The 14,798-nt window shown below is 40.3% G+C and carries 14 protein-coding genes; 1 reads left to right on the top strand and 13 read right to left on the bottom strand.

Going from position 1 to position 14,798, the window contains the following annotated elements; translation table 11 throughout:
• Positions 1-67 precede the first annotated feature (67 nt).
• From sodA to QM847_RS00170, 3 genes are all read right to left on the bottom strand, one after another.
• Positions 68-673, bottom strand: a complete 606-nt coding sequence (gene sodA, locus QM847_RS00180; protein WP_247921645.1) for a superoxide dismutase — start codon at positions 671-673, stop codon at positions 68-70.
• A 69-nt stretch (positions 674-742) separates the two neighbouring features.
• Complete coding sequence (holA, locus tag QM847_RS00175) at positions 743-1,780, bottom strand: DNA polymerase III subunit delta (protein ID WP_414353177.1); 1,038 nt, start codon at positions 1,778-1,780, stop codon at positions 743-745.
• A gap of 32 nt (positions 1,781-1,812) precedes the next feature.
• Positions 1,813-2,748: a dihydroorotate oxidase gene (locus QM847_RS00170; protein WP_250307065.1), complete on the bottom strand. Its 936-nt coding sequence runs from the start codon at positions 2,746-2,748 to the stop codon at positions 1,813-1,815.
• A gap of 230 nt (positions 2,749-2,978) precedes the next feature.
• Between QM847_RS00170 and gdhA the strand changes: the two genes are divergently transcribed.
• The gene (gene gdhA / locus QM847_RS00165; RefSeq protein ID WP_414353176.1) at positions 2,979-4,325 is read left to right on the top strand and encodes an NADP-specific glutamate dehydrogenase; all 1,347 of its coding nucleotides are present in this window, start codon (positions 2,979-2,981) and stop codon (positions 4,323-4,325) included.
• 83 nt (positions 4,326-4,408) lie between these two features.
• Here the strand turns inward: gdhA and alaS are convergent, their stop codons facing one another.
• From alaS to budA, 10 genes are all read right to left on the bottom strand, one after another.
• Positions 4,409-7,027 carry an alanine--tRNA ligase gene (gene alaS / locus QM847_RS00160; protein ID WP_414353175.1) on the bottom strand — a complete coding sequence of 873 codons (2,619 nt, stop codon included), beginning with the start codon at positions 7,025-7,027 and terminating at the stop codon, positions 4,409-4,411.
• Positions 7,028-7,043: 16 nt separating this feature from the next.
• A complete protein-coding gene (locus tag QM847_RS00155; RefSeq protein WP_414353174.1) occupies positions 7,044-7,529 on the bottom strand; it encodes an LURP-one-related/scramblase family protein in 486 nt (161 codons plus the stop codon).
• A 251-nt stretch (positions 7,530-7,780) separates the two neighbouring features.
• A complete protein-coding gene (locus QM847_RS00150) occupies positions 7,781-8,146 on the bottom strand; it encodes a DUF3021 family protein (protein WP_414353173.1) in 366 nt (121 codons plus the stop codon).
• A gap of 185 nt (positions 8,147-8,331) precedes the next feature.
• On the bottom strand, positions 8,332-9,402 hold the full coding sequence (locus QM847_RS00145) for an ABC transporter substrate-binding protein (RefSeq protein ID WP_414353172.1): 1,071 nt from the start codon (positions 9,400-9,402) through the stop codon (positions 8,332-8,334).
• Positions 9,399-10,172 (bottom strand): ABC transporter permease, encoded by a 774-nt coding sequence (locus QM847_RS00140; RefSeq protein WP_045763347.1) that lies wholly within the window; start codon positions 10,170-10,172, stop codon positions 9,399-9,401. Before QM847_RS00140 ends, QM847_RS00145 begins: the two co-directional genes overlap by 4 nt.
• Positions 10,169-10,975 (bottom strand): ABC transporter permease, encoded by an 807-nt coding sequence (locus QM847_RS00135; RefSeq protein WP_000754116.1) that lies wholly within the window; start codon positions 10,973-10,975, stop codon positions 10,169-10,171. The genes QM847_RS00140 and QM847_RS00135 overlap by 4 nt, the downstream gene beginning before the upstream one ends.
• Entirely contained in the window at positions 10,956-12,113 is a 1,158-nt protein-coding gene (locus QM847_RS00130) for an ABC transporter ATP-binding protein (RefSeq protein ID WP_049530887.1), read from the bottom strand. Before QM847_RS00130 ends, QM847_RS00135 begins: the two co-directional genes overlap by 20 nt.
• A 134-nt stretch (positions 12,114-12,247) precedes the next feature.
• Complete coding sequence (gene murB / locus QM847_RS00125) at positions 12,248-13,153, bottom strand: UDP-N-acetylmuramate dehydrogenase (protein WP_414353171.1); 906 nt, start codon at positions 13,151-13,153, stop codon at positions 12,248-12,250.
• A 114-nt stretch (positions 13,154-13,267) separates the two neighbouring features.
• Positions 13,268-14,020, bottom strand: a complete 753-nt coding sequence (locus tag QM847_RS00120; RefSeq protein WP_414353170.1) for a YhfC family intramembrane metalloprotease — start codon at positions 14,018-14,020, stop codon at positions 13,268-13,270.
• Between the two features lie 12 nt (positions 14,021-14,032).
• Positions 14,033-14,752 (bottom strand): acetolactate decarboxylase, encoded by a 720-nt coding sequence (budA, locus tag QM847_RS00115; RefSeq protein WP_414353169.1) that lies wholly within the window; start codon positions 14,750-14,752, stop codon positions 14,033-14,035.
• Positions 14,753-14,798: the final 46 nt, after the last annotated feature.

Genomic DNA, 14,798 nt, shown 5'->3' with positions numbered 1-14,798 from the left:
AGTAAACAAAAAACACCTTTAAAGCTAGACCCAAAATCCAACTAAAAAGGGGTGTTATCAAATGCGATTATTTAGCTGCTGCGTAAAGCTCGTCTACTTTATTCCAGTTAATAACTGAGAAGAAAGCTTTGATGTAGTCAGGTCGAACGTTACGATATTTTACGTAGTAGGCATGTTCCCAAACGTCCAATCCCAAGATTGGTTTCTTACCTTCTGAGATTGGTGTGTCTTGGTTTGCTGTTGAAGTCACTTCAAGCTTACCTTCTTTGTTAACAACCAACCATGCCCATCCAGAACCGAAACGAGTAGTTGCTGCTGCAGTGAAGGCTGCTTGGAATTCTTCGAATGAACCAAATGTTGCATCGATTGCTGCTGCAAGTTCAGTTGATGGAGCTGTTTTTTCTGGAGTCATCAATTCCCAGAAAAGAGCATGGTTCAAGTGGCCACCACCATTATTGATAAGAGCTTGACGAATATCCGCAGGGATAGATTCTACGTCAGCAAGCAAAGCTTCAAGGTCTTCACCGATTTCAGGGTGTTTTTCAAGAGCTGCATTAGCGTTATTTACATATGCTTGGTGATGTTTGTCATGGTGCAAATGCATCGTTTCAGCATCAATATATGGTTCCAAGGCGTCGTAAGCGTATGGAAGATCTGGTAAGATAATAGCCATCTGTAATACCTCTTTTTCTTTTTATATAAAAATGATAACGCAAACAACCTTTTTTTTCAAGTTATTTGCTCAATTTAACTGGCTGGCAATCTGTAATAGAGCCCTTTCAAATAGGTAGTTTTTCTCATAGACGCCAGTCTTGATTTGGTAATCAGCCTGGATTAAATAACGAATTGCATTTTGTATGAAACCAAGTGAAATTCCTCTGGAATCACGAAGAGCAAATTTTATTTGATAGGGATTCGGATTGCGACCAAGATAGTGACCCAAACTGCTGACCATCTGTGATTCTGTCTGACCAGACTCTTGCAATATTTTTACCTGGGTATAGAGTCTAAACTGCCCCAGCATAATAGCAATCAGTTTAATCTCATCTTCACCCTGTAAGGTCAAATCTTTCACTAAGTCCCTTGCTTGATCTATCTTCTTCGCTAGGATGAGCTGGGTTAAGTCAAAGATATTATCCTGCAGGGTTTTGGGGATAGCTTGAACGATGTCCTCCTCAGTGATGTGGCCATCAGTCTTGTAGGATTCTAAAAATAAAAGATTCTTTTGAATTTCACTAAATTGAAAACCAGACTTGATGAGTAGATGGTCGAAAGCTTTGTTATCAAATACCAAGCCTTGTTTTTGAGACAATTTTTGAAAATAAGCTCGAATCTCCTGCTCTTTTGGCTCAAGAGCTTCAAATATCTTAGCATCTCTCTTGAGAATTTTAACTAGACGTCGCTTGCTGTCTAGTTTACCTTCTGCAAAAATAACTAATTTACTAGTAGGAGAGGGATTTTCTAGATATTCTTCAAAAGACTTGAGTTCATCATCTGAGAGATAACGTTTTTTAGCAGTTGTAATATCCAAAAAATGATCTAGAATCACAATCTTTTCATCCGCAAAGAAAGGGAGGCTAACCAATTCTAATTCTACATCCTTGTAGGAAACTTCCTTCATGTCAAAATGTGAAAAATTTAAATCAGCTGAATCATACCCGATTTGCTCTAGCACTTGCGCCTTCATGACTTCAAACTGGCCCTGATCATTCCCAGTAAACAGAGTTAGAGCAGGCAAGTTTTCTAAGGTCAACTGCTGACTTTCTTCAATGGCGAGCATCTCTTCTCCTTTCTTCTTATTTTTAAATAGATCTAGTCAATATAGTGCAATTTCCCACGGAAGTCTTCCAAGGATGCATAGCCTTTATCTTCCATGATTGCTTTTAGTTCAGCTGTGATACGTTCAAATGCGCTAACGCCTTCTTTATGCAAGGTTGTACCAATCTGAACCATGCTGGCTCCACAAAGGATATGTTCAAAGGCATCCCGTCCTGTCAAGACACCACCAGTACCGATAATCTGAATTTCTGGTTTCAAGCGTTGATAAAAGGCATGAACATTAGCAAGGGCAGTTGGTTTGATGTATTCTCCACCAATACCGCCAAAGCCATTTTTAGGGCGAATAACTACTGTTTCATCCTCAATATAAAGACCATTTCCAACAGAGTTTACACAGTTAACAAACTTAAGTGGATACTTGTTAAAAATCTCTGCTGCTTGGTCAAAGTGAACAATATCAAAGTAAGGTGGAAGCTTAATTCCTAGAGGTTTTGTAAAGTAGGCAAAGACTTCTGATAAGATACGATCAGTTGTTTCAAAGTCATAGGCAATTTGAGGTTTACCTGGTACATTTGGACAAGATAGATTGAGTTCTGTCAAACCTTTATAGTCACTTGCTTGTACTTTTTTCAAGATGGTATGTGTTTCTTCAGGAGACATGCCCACTAAAGAAAGGAAGAAAGTTCTATTTGGTTCTTTTTCCTGCAAATCTAAGAGATAGTCTAAATAGTATTCGAGCCCATTATTAGGTAAGCCCATGGAGTTAATGGAACCGAGCGGAACATCTTGATAGCGTGGTTCTGGATTTCCCTGACGGAACTCCAGGGTAGCTGTCTTGGTTACAAAAGTTCCAGCCGCAGAGTTTTTAACTCCTTCTAACTCTTCAATCGTCATACAAGCCACACCCGCTGCATTCATTAAGCAATTTCCAAACTCAAAGCCCGCAATTTGTGTTTTAGTTGATACCATCTATCCAATTCCTCCAGATACCTTTTATTTTTAATATTATACCATAATTTAATTTCTTCTATTTAAAAAAGCTTGTTCTAGTGGAATCGTTCGTCTTTTACCTTAACACTTCTCAGTCCAATTCCTTAATTGAAAGAATTTTTAGAAAATTCACCTTTTTTTCTTTACACTAAAAAAAAATTCTGTTATAATGGCTCACGTAATAAACTAGAACAATAAAGGAGAACTATATGACATCTGCTAAAGAATACATCCAAAGCGTGTTTGAAACTGTAAAAGCTCGTAACGGGCATGAGGCTGAATTTCTCCAGGCGGTTGAAGAGTTCTTCAGCACTTTGGAGCCTGTCTTTGAAAAACACCCTGAGTATATTGAAGAAAATATCTTGGCACGTATCACTGAGCCTGAGCGCGTAATTTCTTTCCGTGTTCCTTGGGTTGACCGTGATGGCAAAGTACAAGTCAACCGTGGTTATCGTGTTCAATTTAACTCAGCTGTTGGACCATATAAAGGCGGACTTCGTTTCCACCCAACTGTAAACCAAGGGATTTTGAAATTCCTCGGATTTGAACAAATCTTTAAAAATGTTTTGACCGGACTTCCAATCGGTGGAGGTAAAGGGGGATCAGACTTTGATCCTAAAGGCAAAACTGATGCTGAAGTGATGAATTTCTGCCAAAGCTTTATGACAGAATTGCAAAAATACATCGGTCCTTCACTTGACGTTCCTGCTGGAGATATTGGTGTTGGTGCTCGTGAGATTGGTTACCTCTACGGCCAATACAAACGCCTCAACCAGTTTGATGCAGGTGTCTTGACTGGTAAACCTCTTGGATTTGGTGGTAGCCTGATTCGTCCAGAAGCGACTGGCTACGGTTTGGTTTACTACACTGAAGAAATGCTCAAAGCAAACGGAAACAGTTTTGCAGGTAAGAAAGTGGTTATTTCTGGTTCTGGAAACGTTGCTCAGTTTGCCCTTCAAAAAGCAACTGAACTTGGAGCAACTGTTATCTCTGTATCTGACTCAAATGGTTATGTCATCGACGAGAATGGTATCGACTTCGACCTTTTGTCAGATGTTAAAAACAACCGTCGTGCTCGTTTAACTGAGTATGCTGCAGAAAAACCTACTGCTACTTACCACGAAGGTTCTGTATGGACATATGCTGGTAACTATGATATTGCCCTTCCATGTGCAACTCAAAACGAGATTAACGGTGAAGCCGCAAAACGTTTGGTTGCTCAAGGCGTTATCTGTGTCTCTGAAGGAGCTAACATGCCTAGCGACCTTGAAGCTATCAAAGCCTACAAGGAAAACGGAATCCTTTACGGACCTGCCAAAGCTGCCAATGCTGGTGGTGTAGCTGTATCTGCTCTTGAAATGAGCCAAAACAGCCTTCGTCTTTCATGGACACGTGAAGAGGTTGATGGTCGTTTGAAAGGTATTATGACCAACATCTTCAACACTGCAAAAACAACTGCAGAAACTTACGGACTAGATAAAGACTACCTAGCAGGTGCAAATATTGCTGCCTTTGAAAATGTAGCAAATGCAATGATTGCCCAAGGGATTGTTTAATTCTAAAAATGAGCTCCTCACTATTCGTGGGGAGTTTTTCTGATGCAAAAAATACCTATCCAAATGGATAGGTATTTGCTTGATTACAATTTAGCTGCAACTGCATCCAATAATTCTTGGATTTTCGCTTGGTTGCTTCCTCCTGCCATGGCCATGTCTGGTTTACCACCACCACGTCCATCGACGATTGGAGCCAATTCTTTAACCAAGTTACCTGCGTGCACATCTTTTGTCTTGCTGGCTACAAGGACATTCACCTTGTCACCGATGGCTGCGACAAGAACAAGCACATCAGAGTAGTCTTTCTGTTTCCAGTTATCCGCAAATGTACGAAGAGCACCTGCATCTGATACAGACACTTGGCTAGCAATGTAACGGTGTCCGTTTGCTTCTTGAACATTCTTGAAGACATCACCTGCGGCTGCAGCTGCAGCTTTTTCCTTCAATTCTGCATTTTCTTTTTGCAATTGACGGAGTTGTTCTTGAAGTCCTTCAACTTTGTGAGGTACTTCTTTGAGTTGAGGAGCTTTCAAGGTTGCTGCAACAGCTTTCAGAGCATCTTCTTGGTCACGATAAGCTTCAAAGGCTTCCTTACCAGTCACTGCCAAGATACGACGAGTTCCTGAGCCAATTCCTTCTTCTTTGACAATCTTGAAGAGACCAATCTCAGAAGTATTGCCTACGTGAGTACCACCACAGAGCTCAACAGAGTAATCACCAATCGTTACAACACGGACTTCCTTACCATATTTCTCACCAAAGAGGGCCATAGCTCCCATTTCTTTAGCTGTATCAATATCTGTCTCAACAGTTTCAACTGCGATGGCTTCCCAGATCTTCTCATTGACTTGTTGTTCAATGGCACGAAGCTCTTCTGGAGTCACCGCTTGGAAGTGAGTGAAGTCAAAGCGAAGGAATTCTACTTCGTTAAGAGATCCTGCTTGAGTTGCGTGGCTTCCAAGAATATTGTGAAGGGCTGCATGGAGCAAGTGAGTCGCCGTGTGGTTCTTCATGACACGGTGACGACGATTGCTATCGATTGCCAAAGTGTATTCTTGGTTCAAAGCAAGTGGCGCAAGAACTTCAACAGTGTGTAATGCTTGTCCATTTGGTGCCTTTTGAACGTCTGTCACAGTCGCTACGACGTTTCCTGCAGCATCCAAGATTTGACCATGGTCCGCAACCTGTCCACCCATTTCAGCGTAGAATGGAGTTTCTGCAAAGATCAGTGATGCAGTTCCTTCTGAAACAGCTTCTACTTCGGCATTATCAGCTACGATAGCTACCAACTTAGAAGGCAATTGGCTAGCATTGTAGTTGAAGACACTCTCAACTGTAATGTTTTGAAGGGTTTCATTTTGCATACCCATAGATCCGCCTTTAACAGCTGACGCACGCGCACGCTCTTGTTGTTCCTTCATAGCTGCTTCAAAACCTTCACGGTCTACAGTCATTCCTGCTTCTTCAGCGATTTCTTCTGTCAACTCTACTGGGAATCCATAAGTATCGTAGAGTTTGAAGACATCTTGACCAGCGATAACCGTTTGACCTTTTTCTTTCAAGTCTGCTACGATGGTTTCTGCAAAGTGTTGACCTGAGTGAAGTGTACGAGCAAATGACTCTTCTTCGCTCTTGACAATTTTTTCGATAAAGTCGCGTTTTTCAAGCACTTCTGGGTAGTAGCTTTCCATGATTTTACCAACAGTTGGAACAAGTTTGTAAAGGAAAGGCTCGTTGATACCCAATTTTTGACCATGCATAGAGGCACGACGGAGCAAACGACGAAGGACATAACCACGACCTTCATTTCCAGGAAGGGCACCATCCCCAATCGCAAATGAAAGCGAACGGATATGGTCTGCAATAACCTTGAAACTCATGTTGTCACCATCTTGGTCATAAACCTTACCAGACAACTTCTCAACTTCTCGAATGATTGGAAGGAAAAGGTCTGTTTCAAAGTTTGTCTTAGCACCTTGGATAACGGCTACCAAACGCTCCAAACCTGCGCCCGTATCAATGTTCTTGTGTGGCAATTCCTTGTATTCGCTACGAGGTACAGCTGGATCAGCGTTAAATTGTGACAAAACGATGTTCCAGATCTCGATATAACGGTCGTTCTCAATATCTTCCGCAAGCAAGCGAAGACCAATGTTTTCTGGGTCAAAGGCTTCACCACGGTCAAAGAAAATTTCTGTATCTGGTCCAGAAGGTCCAGCACCGATTTCCCAGAAGTTATCCTCAATTGGGATCAAGTGACTTGGGTCTACTCCGATTTCAATCCAACGATTGTAAGAATCCGTATCAGCTGGATAGTAAGTCATGTAAAGTTTTTCAGCTGGGAAGTCAAACCATTCAGGACTTGTCAAAAGCTCGTAAGCCCATGTAATAGCTTCGTCACGGAAGTAATCACCAATTGAGAAGTTCCCTAACATTTCAAACATAGTATGGTGACGAGCCGTTTTCCCTACGTTTTCGATATCGTTAGTACGGATGGCTTTTTGCGCATTGGTAATACGTGGGTTTTCAGGGATGATAGTTCCGTCAAAGTATTTCTTAAGAGTGGCAACCCCTGAGTTGATCCACAATAGGGTTGGGTCGTTTACTGGAACCAAACTAGCTGATGGTTCTACTGAGTGGCCTTTGCTTTCCCAAAAGTCGAGCCACATTTGGCGGACTTGTGCACTAGATAATTGTTTCATATGTATCTCCTTTTTACTAATTTGATTGGCTTTCTAGCATTTCCACATAGTCAATAGCGACACAGAGAGAAATGACTAGGTCTGCATAAGATTCGTCATAGACGGTTACGGTATAGGTAGAGGTTAAATGGAAGAGTTCCTTGGCGATTTCCGCAATCACTTGATCACGGTCATCCAGAAGTTTAAAATTCAAATCCCAGATATTTCCTTCGATACGAAGACCAAGATTATCAAATTCATACTTATCTCTAAAGAAAGTCAACTTCTTGCGGATATAAAAGCTATCTCCGTTAGTCATTTGAACTTCAAAACGAGGCAAGAAGGTTAAGATTTCTTTTCGAATCTCACTGACCTTTTGGTTATCAGCATCATAGATAGTAAATGTTTTAGGAATCTTAAAAAAAGAGCCCTCAACTTGATAAGAGATATTTCCTCTATCGTCCTTAATATCAAAACGTTCACCATCTAGGCGAAATTTTTGTTTGACAAGAAATGTTCTCATAAACACCTCCAAAAATAAAAGACAAATCCATATCACGAAGGGCGAAAAACCGCGGTACCACCTTCATTCAATGAACTTGTCATTCTCTTGTTCTTATGCAATTATGTGATTGAGTAGCATGATTTTCTATCTTAGATGGCTCGCAGCACCGCCAATTCTCTGAACTAAGATGGAGAGAAAATCAATTCTCAACTCTAGTATTATACCGTTTTTGAAGAGGTTCGTCAAGCTTAATAACCATGAAGTAAAACTCATTTTTTTAACAGTTTACCAAATATTATATAGGCGATAGACCACAAAAAACATCCAACCAATAAGAATTGACCTAAAACAATGAGATAATCCAAAATTGAAATCAACTTATACCATCCACTAAATAGAAAACAGGGAAGAACAGTAAAAAGCATAATGATAAAATGTATAATAGATTGTTTAAATAGCGACCATTTTTCAATTTCATAAATTACCGAAGCTGATGCTATCGAGGTAGCAATAATGCCAACTAAAAATGTACTTTTAACCTGAAAAATATCAATCTCTTGAAGTCTCATAAAAATTGCTAAACTAGTCATAATGACAAAAGGAATCATTCCTCTAAAAATAGCTTTTTTAATCATAGCTACTGCCTCAATCATAAGCTAAAATGCCTTTAACTCTATCGAAATTATAGCATAATTAAGTATATTTTTCTACTAATTCATGATCTATTTTAATAAATAACCTAGCCATAAAATGGTTAATTTTCTATGGCTAGGTTTTATTTTTTGGCTGATTGAAATTATTTCCGATAGCAGATAATCTCCTACTTCCGATACATCTTAAATTGTAGGAAGAGGTCACTGTAGATTCCTGTCCATTTATGATCAAATTTTTCATAAACTTCTAGGTGTTTCATAGTGTCTGCATCTGGATAAAATGACTTATCTTCTTTTGTCTCCTCAGGGAGCATTTCCTTAGCAACTGTATTAGGTGTTGAGTATCCAACATACTCTGCATTTTTTAGAGCATTTTCAGGCTTCAACATGAAGTTGATAAAGGCATAAGCTGCATCTTGGTTCTTGACAGTTTTAGGAATAACCATGTTGTCAAACCAGAGGTTACTTGCTTCTGTCGGTACAACATATTTGAGGTTAGGATTCTTTTCCAACATCTGGCTAGCTTCTCCCGAGAAGGTAATACCGATAGCAGCATTGTTCTGAATCATGTAACCCTTCATCTCATCGGCTACAATAGCTTTGATATTAGGTGTCAGTTCATAAAGTTTATCAACCGTTTGTGATAGTTGCTCTGGATCTTTTGAGTTGAGACTATAACCTAGAGAGTTAAGACCTAACCCAAGTACCTCACGCGCCCCATCAAAGAGCATGATAGAGTTTTTATACTCTGGCTTCCAAAGGTCGTCCCAATGTTCAGGTGCTTCTTCCACCATGGTTTCATTATAGACAATTCCCAATGTTCCCCAGAAGTATGGGATAGAGTACTGATTGTTTGGGTCAAAGGACTGGTTGAGAAATTCTGGACCAATATTCTCAATTCCCTCAATCTTACTATAATCAAGTGGAACTAAGAGGTCTTCGTCCTTCATTTTGTTAATCATGTACTCACTTGGGATGGCAATATCATAGGTTGTTCCACCCTGCTTGATTTTGGTGTACATGGCCTCGTTAGAGTCAAAGGTTTCGTACTGGACTTGAATCCCAGTTTCTTCTGTAAATTTCTCTAGAAGTTCAGGATCGATATAGTCTCCCCAGTTGTAGATGACCAATTTTTGACTATCACGGCTATTGATCTTGCTGTCAAGATGATAGGAGATTCCCCATAAAACAAGGATAATCGCTAAAATTCCTGCTAAAAATGAATAGAGTCGTTTCATGCTTGCTCCTCCTTCTCTCGTGAAATGAAGTAATATCCGACAACCAGAATAATACTAAAGAGAAAGACCAAGGCTGAAAGAGCATTGATTTCTAGAGAAATTCCCTTACGAGCTCGAGAGTAAATCTCGACTGAGAGGGTTGAAAAACCATTCCCCGTTACAAAGAAGGTCACGGCAAAGTCATCTAAGGAATAGGTGAAAGCCATAAAATATCCTGCAATGATAGACGGCGTCAAGTAAGGAAGCATGATTTCCTTAAACATCTGGAACTGACTAGCTCCAAGGTCATAGGCCGCATGAATCATATCCCCATTCATCTCTTTCAATCGAGGCAAAACCATGAGCACTACGATAGGAATGGAGAAAGCCACGTGACTGGATAGAACCGTTAGAAAACCAAGTGAAAACTTGAGCTGAGTAAAGAGAATCAAGAAGCTGGCACCAATCATAACGTCGGGTGCAACCATCAAAATGTTATTAAGAGATAGAAAGGCTTCTTGGTATTTTTTACGTGATTGGTAGATGTAAATGGCACCGAAAGTCCCAATGACAGTCGCAATCAAGGCTGATAGGAAGGCTAGTAAAAAGGTCTGAACCAAGATGAGCATGAGTCTTCCATCGCCAAACATGGTTTCAAAGTGAGACAAACTAAAGCCTGTAAAGCTATTCATATCATCCCCGGCATTAAAGGCATATCCGATCAGGTAAAAGATTGGCAAATAGAGGACGATAAAGACAAAGGCTAGGTAAAGATTCGATAATTTTTTCATCGTTCTCTCCTTTCCTTCGTCACCCACATGGTGATAAACATGGTCAGGATAAGAACAACACCGATAGTTGAACCCATACCATAGTTGTCATTTGTCAGGAAGTTCTGCTCGATGGCAGTCCCCAAGGTAATCACTCGGTTCCCTCCAATCAAGCGTGTCAGCATGAAGAGACTCAAACTTGGAATAAAGACGGATTGGACTCCGCTTCGCACTCCATTCATAGAAAGAGGGAAGATGACATGACGGAAAGTTTCCCACTTGGTTGCACCAAGGTCATAGCTAGCATTGATGAGATTGTTATCCATATCATCCAAAACATTGAAGATGGGTAAAATCATAAATGGAAGCTCAATGTAACTCGCTACAAAAATAAATGAGAAATCTGTAAATAGCAACTGCTGAGAACCAATTCCGATAAATTCTAGGAATTGATTAATAGAACCATTTTGACCAAAAATCCCGATAAAGGCATAAGCCTTAAGGAGTAGGTTGATCCAGGTTGGCAGGATAATCAGCATGAGCCAGAGTTGACGGTGTTTAAGACGAGTCAAAAAGAGGGCTGTTGGATAACTGATAAGAAGCGTCACTAAAGTCACAATCCCTGCATAGAGAACAGAGTTGAAGCTCATTTTGAGATAGGTTAAGTTTTGTGACGCAAAATAGGATTTATAGTTTTCTAAACTGAACTGGCCTTCAATGTTGAAAAAGGATTGTCCAAATATCAAGACCAAGGGTGCCAATACAAAGAGTGCGATCCAAAGCATATAGGGCACTACAAAGAGTTTAGAGGTTGTTTTCTTCATCTCTTTCCTCCTCGATAGCGTTAATTAAACCTGCTTCATGCTCTTCGATTTCTACGTATTCTTCGATACGAGCATCGAACTCTTCTTCTGTTTCATTGAGACGCATGATGTGGATGTCTTCTGGTTCAAAGTCCAGACCGATTTCCTCACCAACGATGGCCTTACGAGTCGAGTGAATCATCCATTCGTTACCGAGTTCATCATAGGCGATAATCTCATAGTGAACCCCACGGAAGAGCTGCGTATCGACTTTCACTTGAAGTTTTCCTTCTTCTGGAAGAGTAATGCGCAAGTCCTCTGGACGAATGACGACTTCGACTGGTTCATTCGGCTTCATCCCACCGTCGACCGCTTCAAATCGTTTGCCATTGAACTCGACCAAGTAGTCCTCAATCATGGTTCCTGGCAGGATATTTGATTCACCTATGAAGGTTGCAACAAAGTGGTTGATAGGCTCATCATAGATATCAACTGGTGTCCCAGACTGAACGATTTCACCGTCATTCATAACAAAAATCCAGTCGCTCATAGCCAGGGCTTCTTCTTGATCATGGGTAACAAAGACAAAGGTAATGCCCAAGCGTTGTTGCAATTCACGGAGTTCGTATTGCATATCTGTTCGCAACTTCAAGTCAAGTGCTGACAAAGGCTCATCCAAGAGCACCACACGAGGCTGGTTGATAATGGCACGCGCAATAGCTACACGCTGACGTTGTCCTCCAGATAGCTTACGAATCGAACGTTTTTCGAAACCTTCTAACTGAACCATCTTGAGAACTTCTAAGACACGTTGTTCGATTTCTTTTTTATCGACCTTTCGCAATCGCAATGGAAAGGCAACATTTTCAAAGACATTCATATGTGGGAACAAGGCGTAAGATTGGAAGACCGTGTGAACATCGCGCTTATTGGTAGGGATATCATTGATTCTTACGCCATCCAGTAAAATATCACCCGTCGTTGCATCTAACAAGCCCGCGATAATATTGAGAATGGTTGATTTTCCTGAACCAGAAGCTCCTAGCAGTGTATAAAATTTTCCTTCTTCCAACTCAAAGTTAATATCCTTGAGAACCTTAGTGTCACTATCTTCAAAAACTTTAGAAACGTTTCTGAATTCGATAATTGGTTTTTTCAATTCCTCTAAATTCCTTTTTCTTCGTAAATTAACAGATTGGGACCTTGTAAAATGCTAGCAATAACTGTAAGGAATTGACCCAAACCATATCTAGCGATAAAATCCCAATCTTTGTATAATGTTTAATAATAATGTTATTCGTGTTCCCCCAAGATACGAACTTCTCGCTCTAAGGTAACACCTGAATGTTCTTTAACTTTGTCAATAACAGACTCAATTAAGTCTTCATAGTCTCTTGCTGTCCCATCGGCTACATTAATCATAAAGCCTGCATGTTTTTCTGAGACTTCGACACCACCGATACGGTAGCCCTTCAAACCAGCTTCTGAAATCAATTGACCTGCAAAATGCCCAACTGGACGCTTGAAGACAGAACCACATGATGGATATTCCAAAGGTTGTTTGAGTTCACGCAGGTGGGTCAAACGTTCCATTTCTTGATTAATCGTCTCATAATTCCCTGGAGATAGTGCGAATTTAGCCGATAAGACTACTGCTCCAGATTCTTGAATGGCTGAATGACGGTAACCAAAGGCTAAGTCCTTGGCTGATAAAGTCTCGATTTCTCCATCCTTGGTCAATACTTTGCAAGACTGCAAAATATTAGAAATCTCTCCACCGTAGGCACCAGCGTTCATAAAGACAGCTCCACCGACGCTTCCTGGAATTCCACAGGCAAACTCAAATCCTGTCAAACTATGGCGTAGAGCAATACGAGTGGTCTCAATCAAGTTAGCTCCCGCTTCTGCTTCAATGGTGTAACCATCGACCGAAACATTGTTGAGCTTATCACACAAGATAACAAATCCACGGATACCACCATCCCGAACGATGATGTTGCTGGCATTTCCCAGTACCATCCAAGGAATATTTTCTTGATTGGCAAACTTAACCACTCGAGCCATCTCATAGCGATTTCGTGGAAAAACCAAATAGTCTGCCTTCCCACCTACTCTTGTATAAGCATAAGATTTTAAGGGTTCATCGAAACGAATATCGATTCCTTCTAAGGTTTCTTTTAATTTATCTAGTACTGTCATATCTCTCATCCTTTTATAAAATCCATTCTATTATACCATTTTTAGCATGATTTTTCGATGATTATGTCGCCTTTTTCAAAAGACCATAAAAAAAGAGGCTGGGCCTCTTTGACACTATTGTTTTTTGCAAAAGATTGATTTTGTTAGGAAGATAAATCCCACAACTTCTACTGCCAGTAATCCTTCTACAATAAGCGGATTAGAAATCCAGCCAACTTGCGATAGGGCAGGAGCCAAATCAAATAAAGCATGTAAAGAATAGGCTGCTAGTAGATAAATCCATTTCTTTTGACGAACTGCTTGATAAACCCAAACAGTCAAACCAACTTGGATCATCATAGCAAGGATTCTCTCAAGTCCCAAGAGGTAAACTTGCCAGGGAGCTAGGGTCCGAATGGTTTCCAGCATATTCTCTGTCAAGAGTTCTAAAACCTTAGGGTTTTGAGATTGGACAGCTGAAAATAGGATAAAGAGATTTATTAGGCTAGCAATCCCAACAAAAAGTAATTCTAATCCACCATGACCAAGACCATAGGCAAGGGCATCTGAAACTTCTAATTTTCTTTTCTTCTCCAACCATTTGAAGAAGATAAAGCGAGCTGTTTCTTCAAATAGAGCAGCCATTGCAATTCCATAAATTACATAGAGAAATGGATGCTCTGTCATTAGAGCAATTGTCCCATCCCTTTGCGGGCGAAGAACAAGAAGATGAACAATCTTCTCCAAGACCTGTGCCGATACGAAAAAGGCAATCGCTCCTAATCCTAAAACTGATAGATTAATCTTATATTTCTTTCTTGCAAACCAAATAGTTGTAATCAGAAAAATGATTAAAGTAATCATCGTTGCTATAATATGTCCATTCATATTTCTCTTCCTTTACTCCGACTGTTCAATATCTTTTTTCATTTCGTCTACATTGAACTTTGCAAACAGATACTTACGATCTTGAACCGGAAAACGTTGATCTAATTGATCAACAGCTCCTAATTCTACAATCCCTTCCTCGATAACAAAGTCCATCACATGACCACCAAATGTCAGGTCATCGGAAATGAAGTGCAAATGGTAACCTGCGACACTAACCCCATGGAAAATTTCTGGGGTCCAGAAGCCAACGATAGTTCCAGACACGTTTTCACGACGATACTCTGGTTGATGAGTCGCAACCTCTGCAAACTTTCTTTCAGAAGTTGACTTGGGAATCATACGTACATGCATCTGCTTGAAATCCCCATGAATCTTGATGGAACGAAATAGATTTTCCCCATCATAGTAGGACTCAATTCTTTCTTCTAATTCCTGGTCAGTCATTTCAAAGCGCTGGCGGAAAATGACTTCAGCCTGATGGGGAACAACTGCCGCATAAGGAATCAAGGCATCAGGAGAGACTTCAACAATCTCTGGTTTTTCACCTGACCCCTTGGCTTGATATGCCTTTCCATCCAAGACAATTAGCTCGCCATCTATAGAGTCAAGAGTACCTAATCCTAAATCACCATGTTGAAGTAATTCACCTACTGTCAGACTTCCTCCATAAAGTCCAGCCATCAGTGCTCCTAAAGTATTGTATTGAAATAATTTTACTGGTTCACGCACCTTAGTATCCCATTCTTTCCAATGTTTTTACTTTCTAAGTATATCA

This window comes from Streptococcus timonensis, from assembly GCF_047463455.1.
GTDB lineage: Bacteria > Bacillota > Bacilli > Lactobacillales > Streptococcaceae > Streptococcus > Streptococcus timonensis_B.
The sequence above is the reverse complement of the archived record's forward strand: the minus strand, read 5'-3'. Positions and strand labels throughout refer to the sequence as shown.

Bases quoted from the DNA above. Each gene is read 5' to 3' on its own strand.
- sodA (WP_247921645.1), bottom strand. From the start codon at position 673: ATGGCTATTATCTTACCAGATCTTCCATACGCTTACGACGCCTTGGAA.
- holA (WP_414353177.1), bottom strand. From the start codon at position 1,780: ATGCTCGCCATTGAAGAAAGTCAGCAGTTGACCTTAGAAAACTTGCCT.
- QM847_RS00170 (WP_250307065.1), bottom strand. From the start codon at position 2,748: ATGGTATCAACTAAAACACAAATTGCGGGCTTTGAGTTTGGAAATTGC.
- gdhA (WP_414353176.1), top strand. From the start codon at position 2,979: ATGACATCTGCTAAAGAATACATCCAAAGCGTGTTTGAAACTGTAAAA.
- alaS (WP_414353175.1), bottom strand. From the start codon at position 7,027: ATGAAACAATTATCTAGTGCACAAGTCCGCCAAATGTGGCTCGACTTT.
- QM847_RS00155 (WP_414353174.1), bottom strand. From the start codon at position 7,529: ATGAGAACATTTCTTGTCAAACAAAAATTTCGCCTAGATGGTGAACGT.
- QM847_RS00150 (WP_414353173.1), bottom strand. From the start codon at position 8,146: ATGATTAAAAAAGCTATTTTTAGAGGAATGATTCCTTTTGTCATTATG.
- QM847_RS00145 (WP_414353172.1), bottom strand. From the start codon at position 9,402: ATGAAACGACTCTATTCATTTTTAGCAGGAATTTTAGCGATTATCCTT.
- QM847_RS00140 (WP_045763347.1), bottom strand. From the start codon at position 10,172: ATGAAAAAATTATCGAATCTTTACCTAGCCTTTGTCTTTATCGTCCTC.
- QM847_RS00135 (WP_000754116.1), bottom strand. From the start codon at position 10,975: ATGAAGAAAACAACCTCTAAACTCTTTGTAGTGCCCTATATGCTTTGG.
- murB (WP_414353171.1), bottom strand. From the start codon at position 13,153: ATGACAGTACTAGATAAATTAAAAGAAACCTTAGAAGGAATCGATATT.
- QM847_RS00120 (WP_414353170.1), bottom strand. From the start codon at position 14,020: ATGAATGGACATATTATAGCAACGATGATTACTTTAATCATTTTTCTG.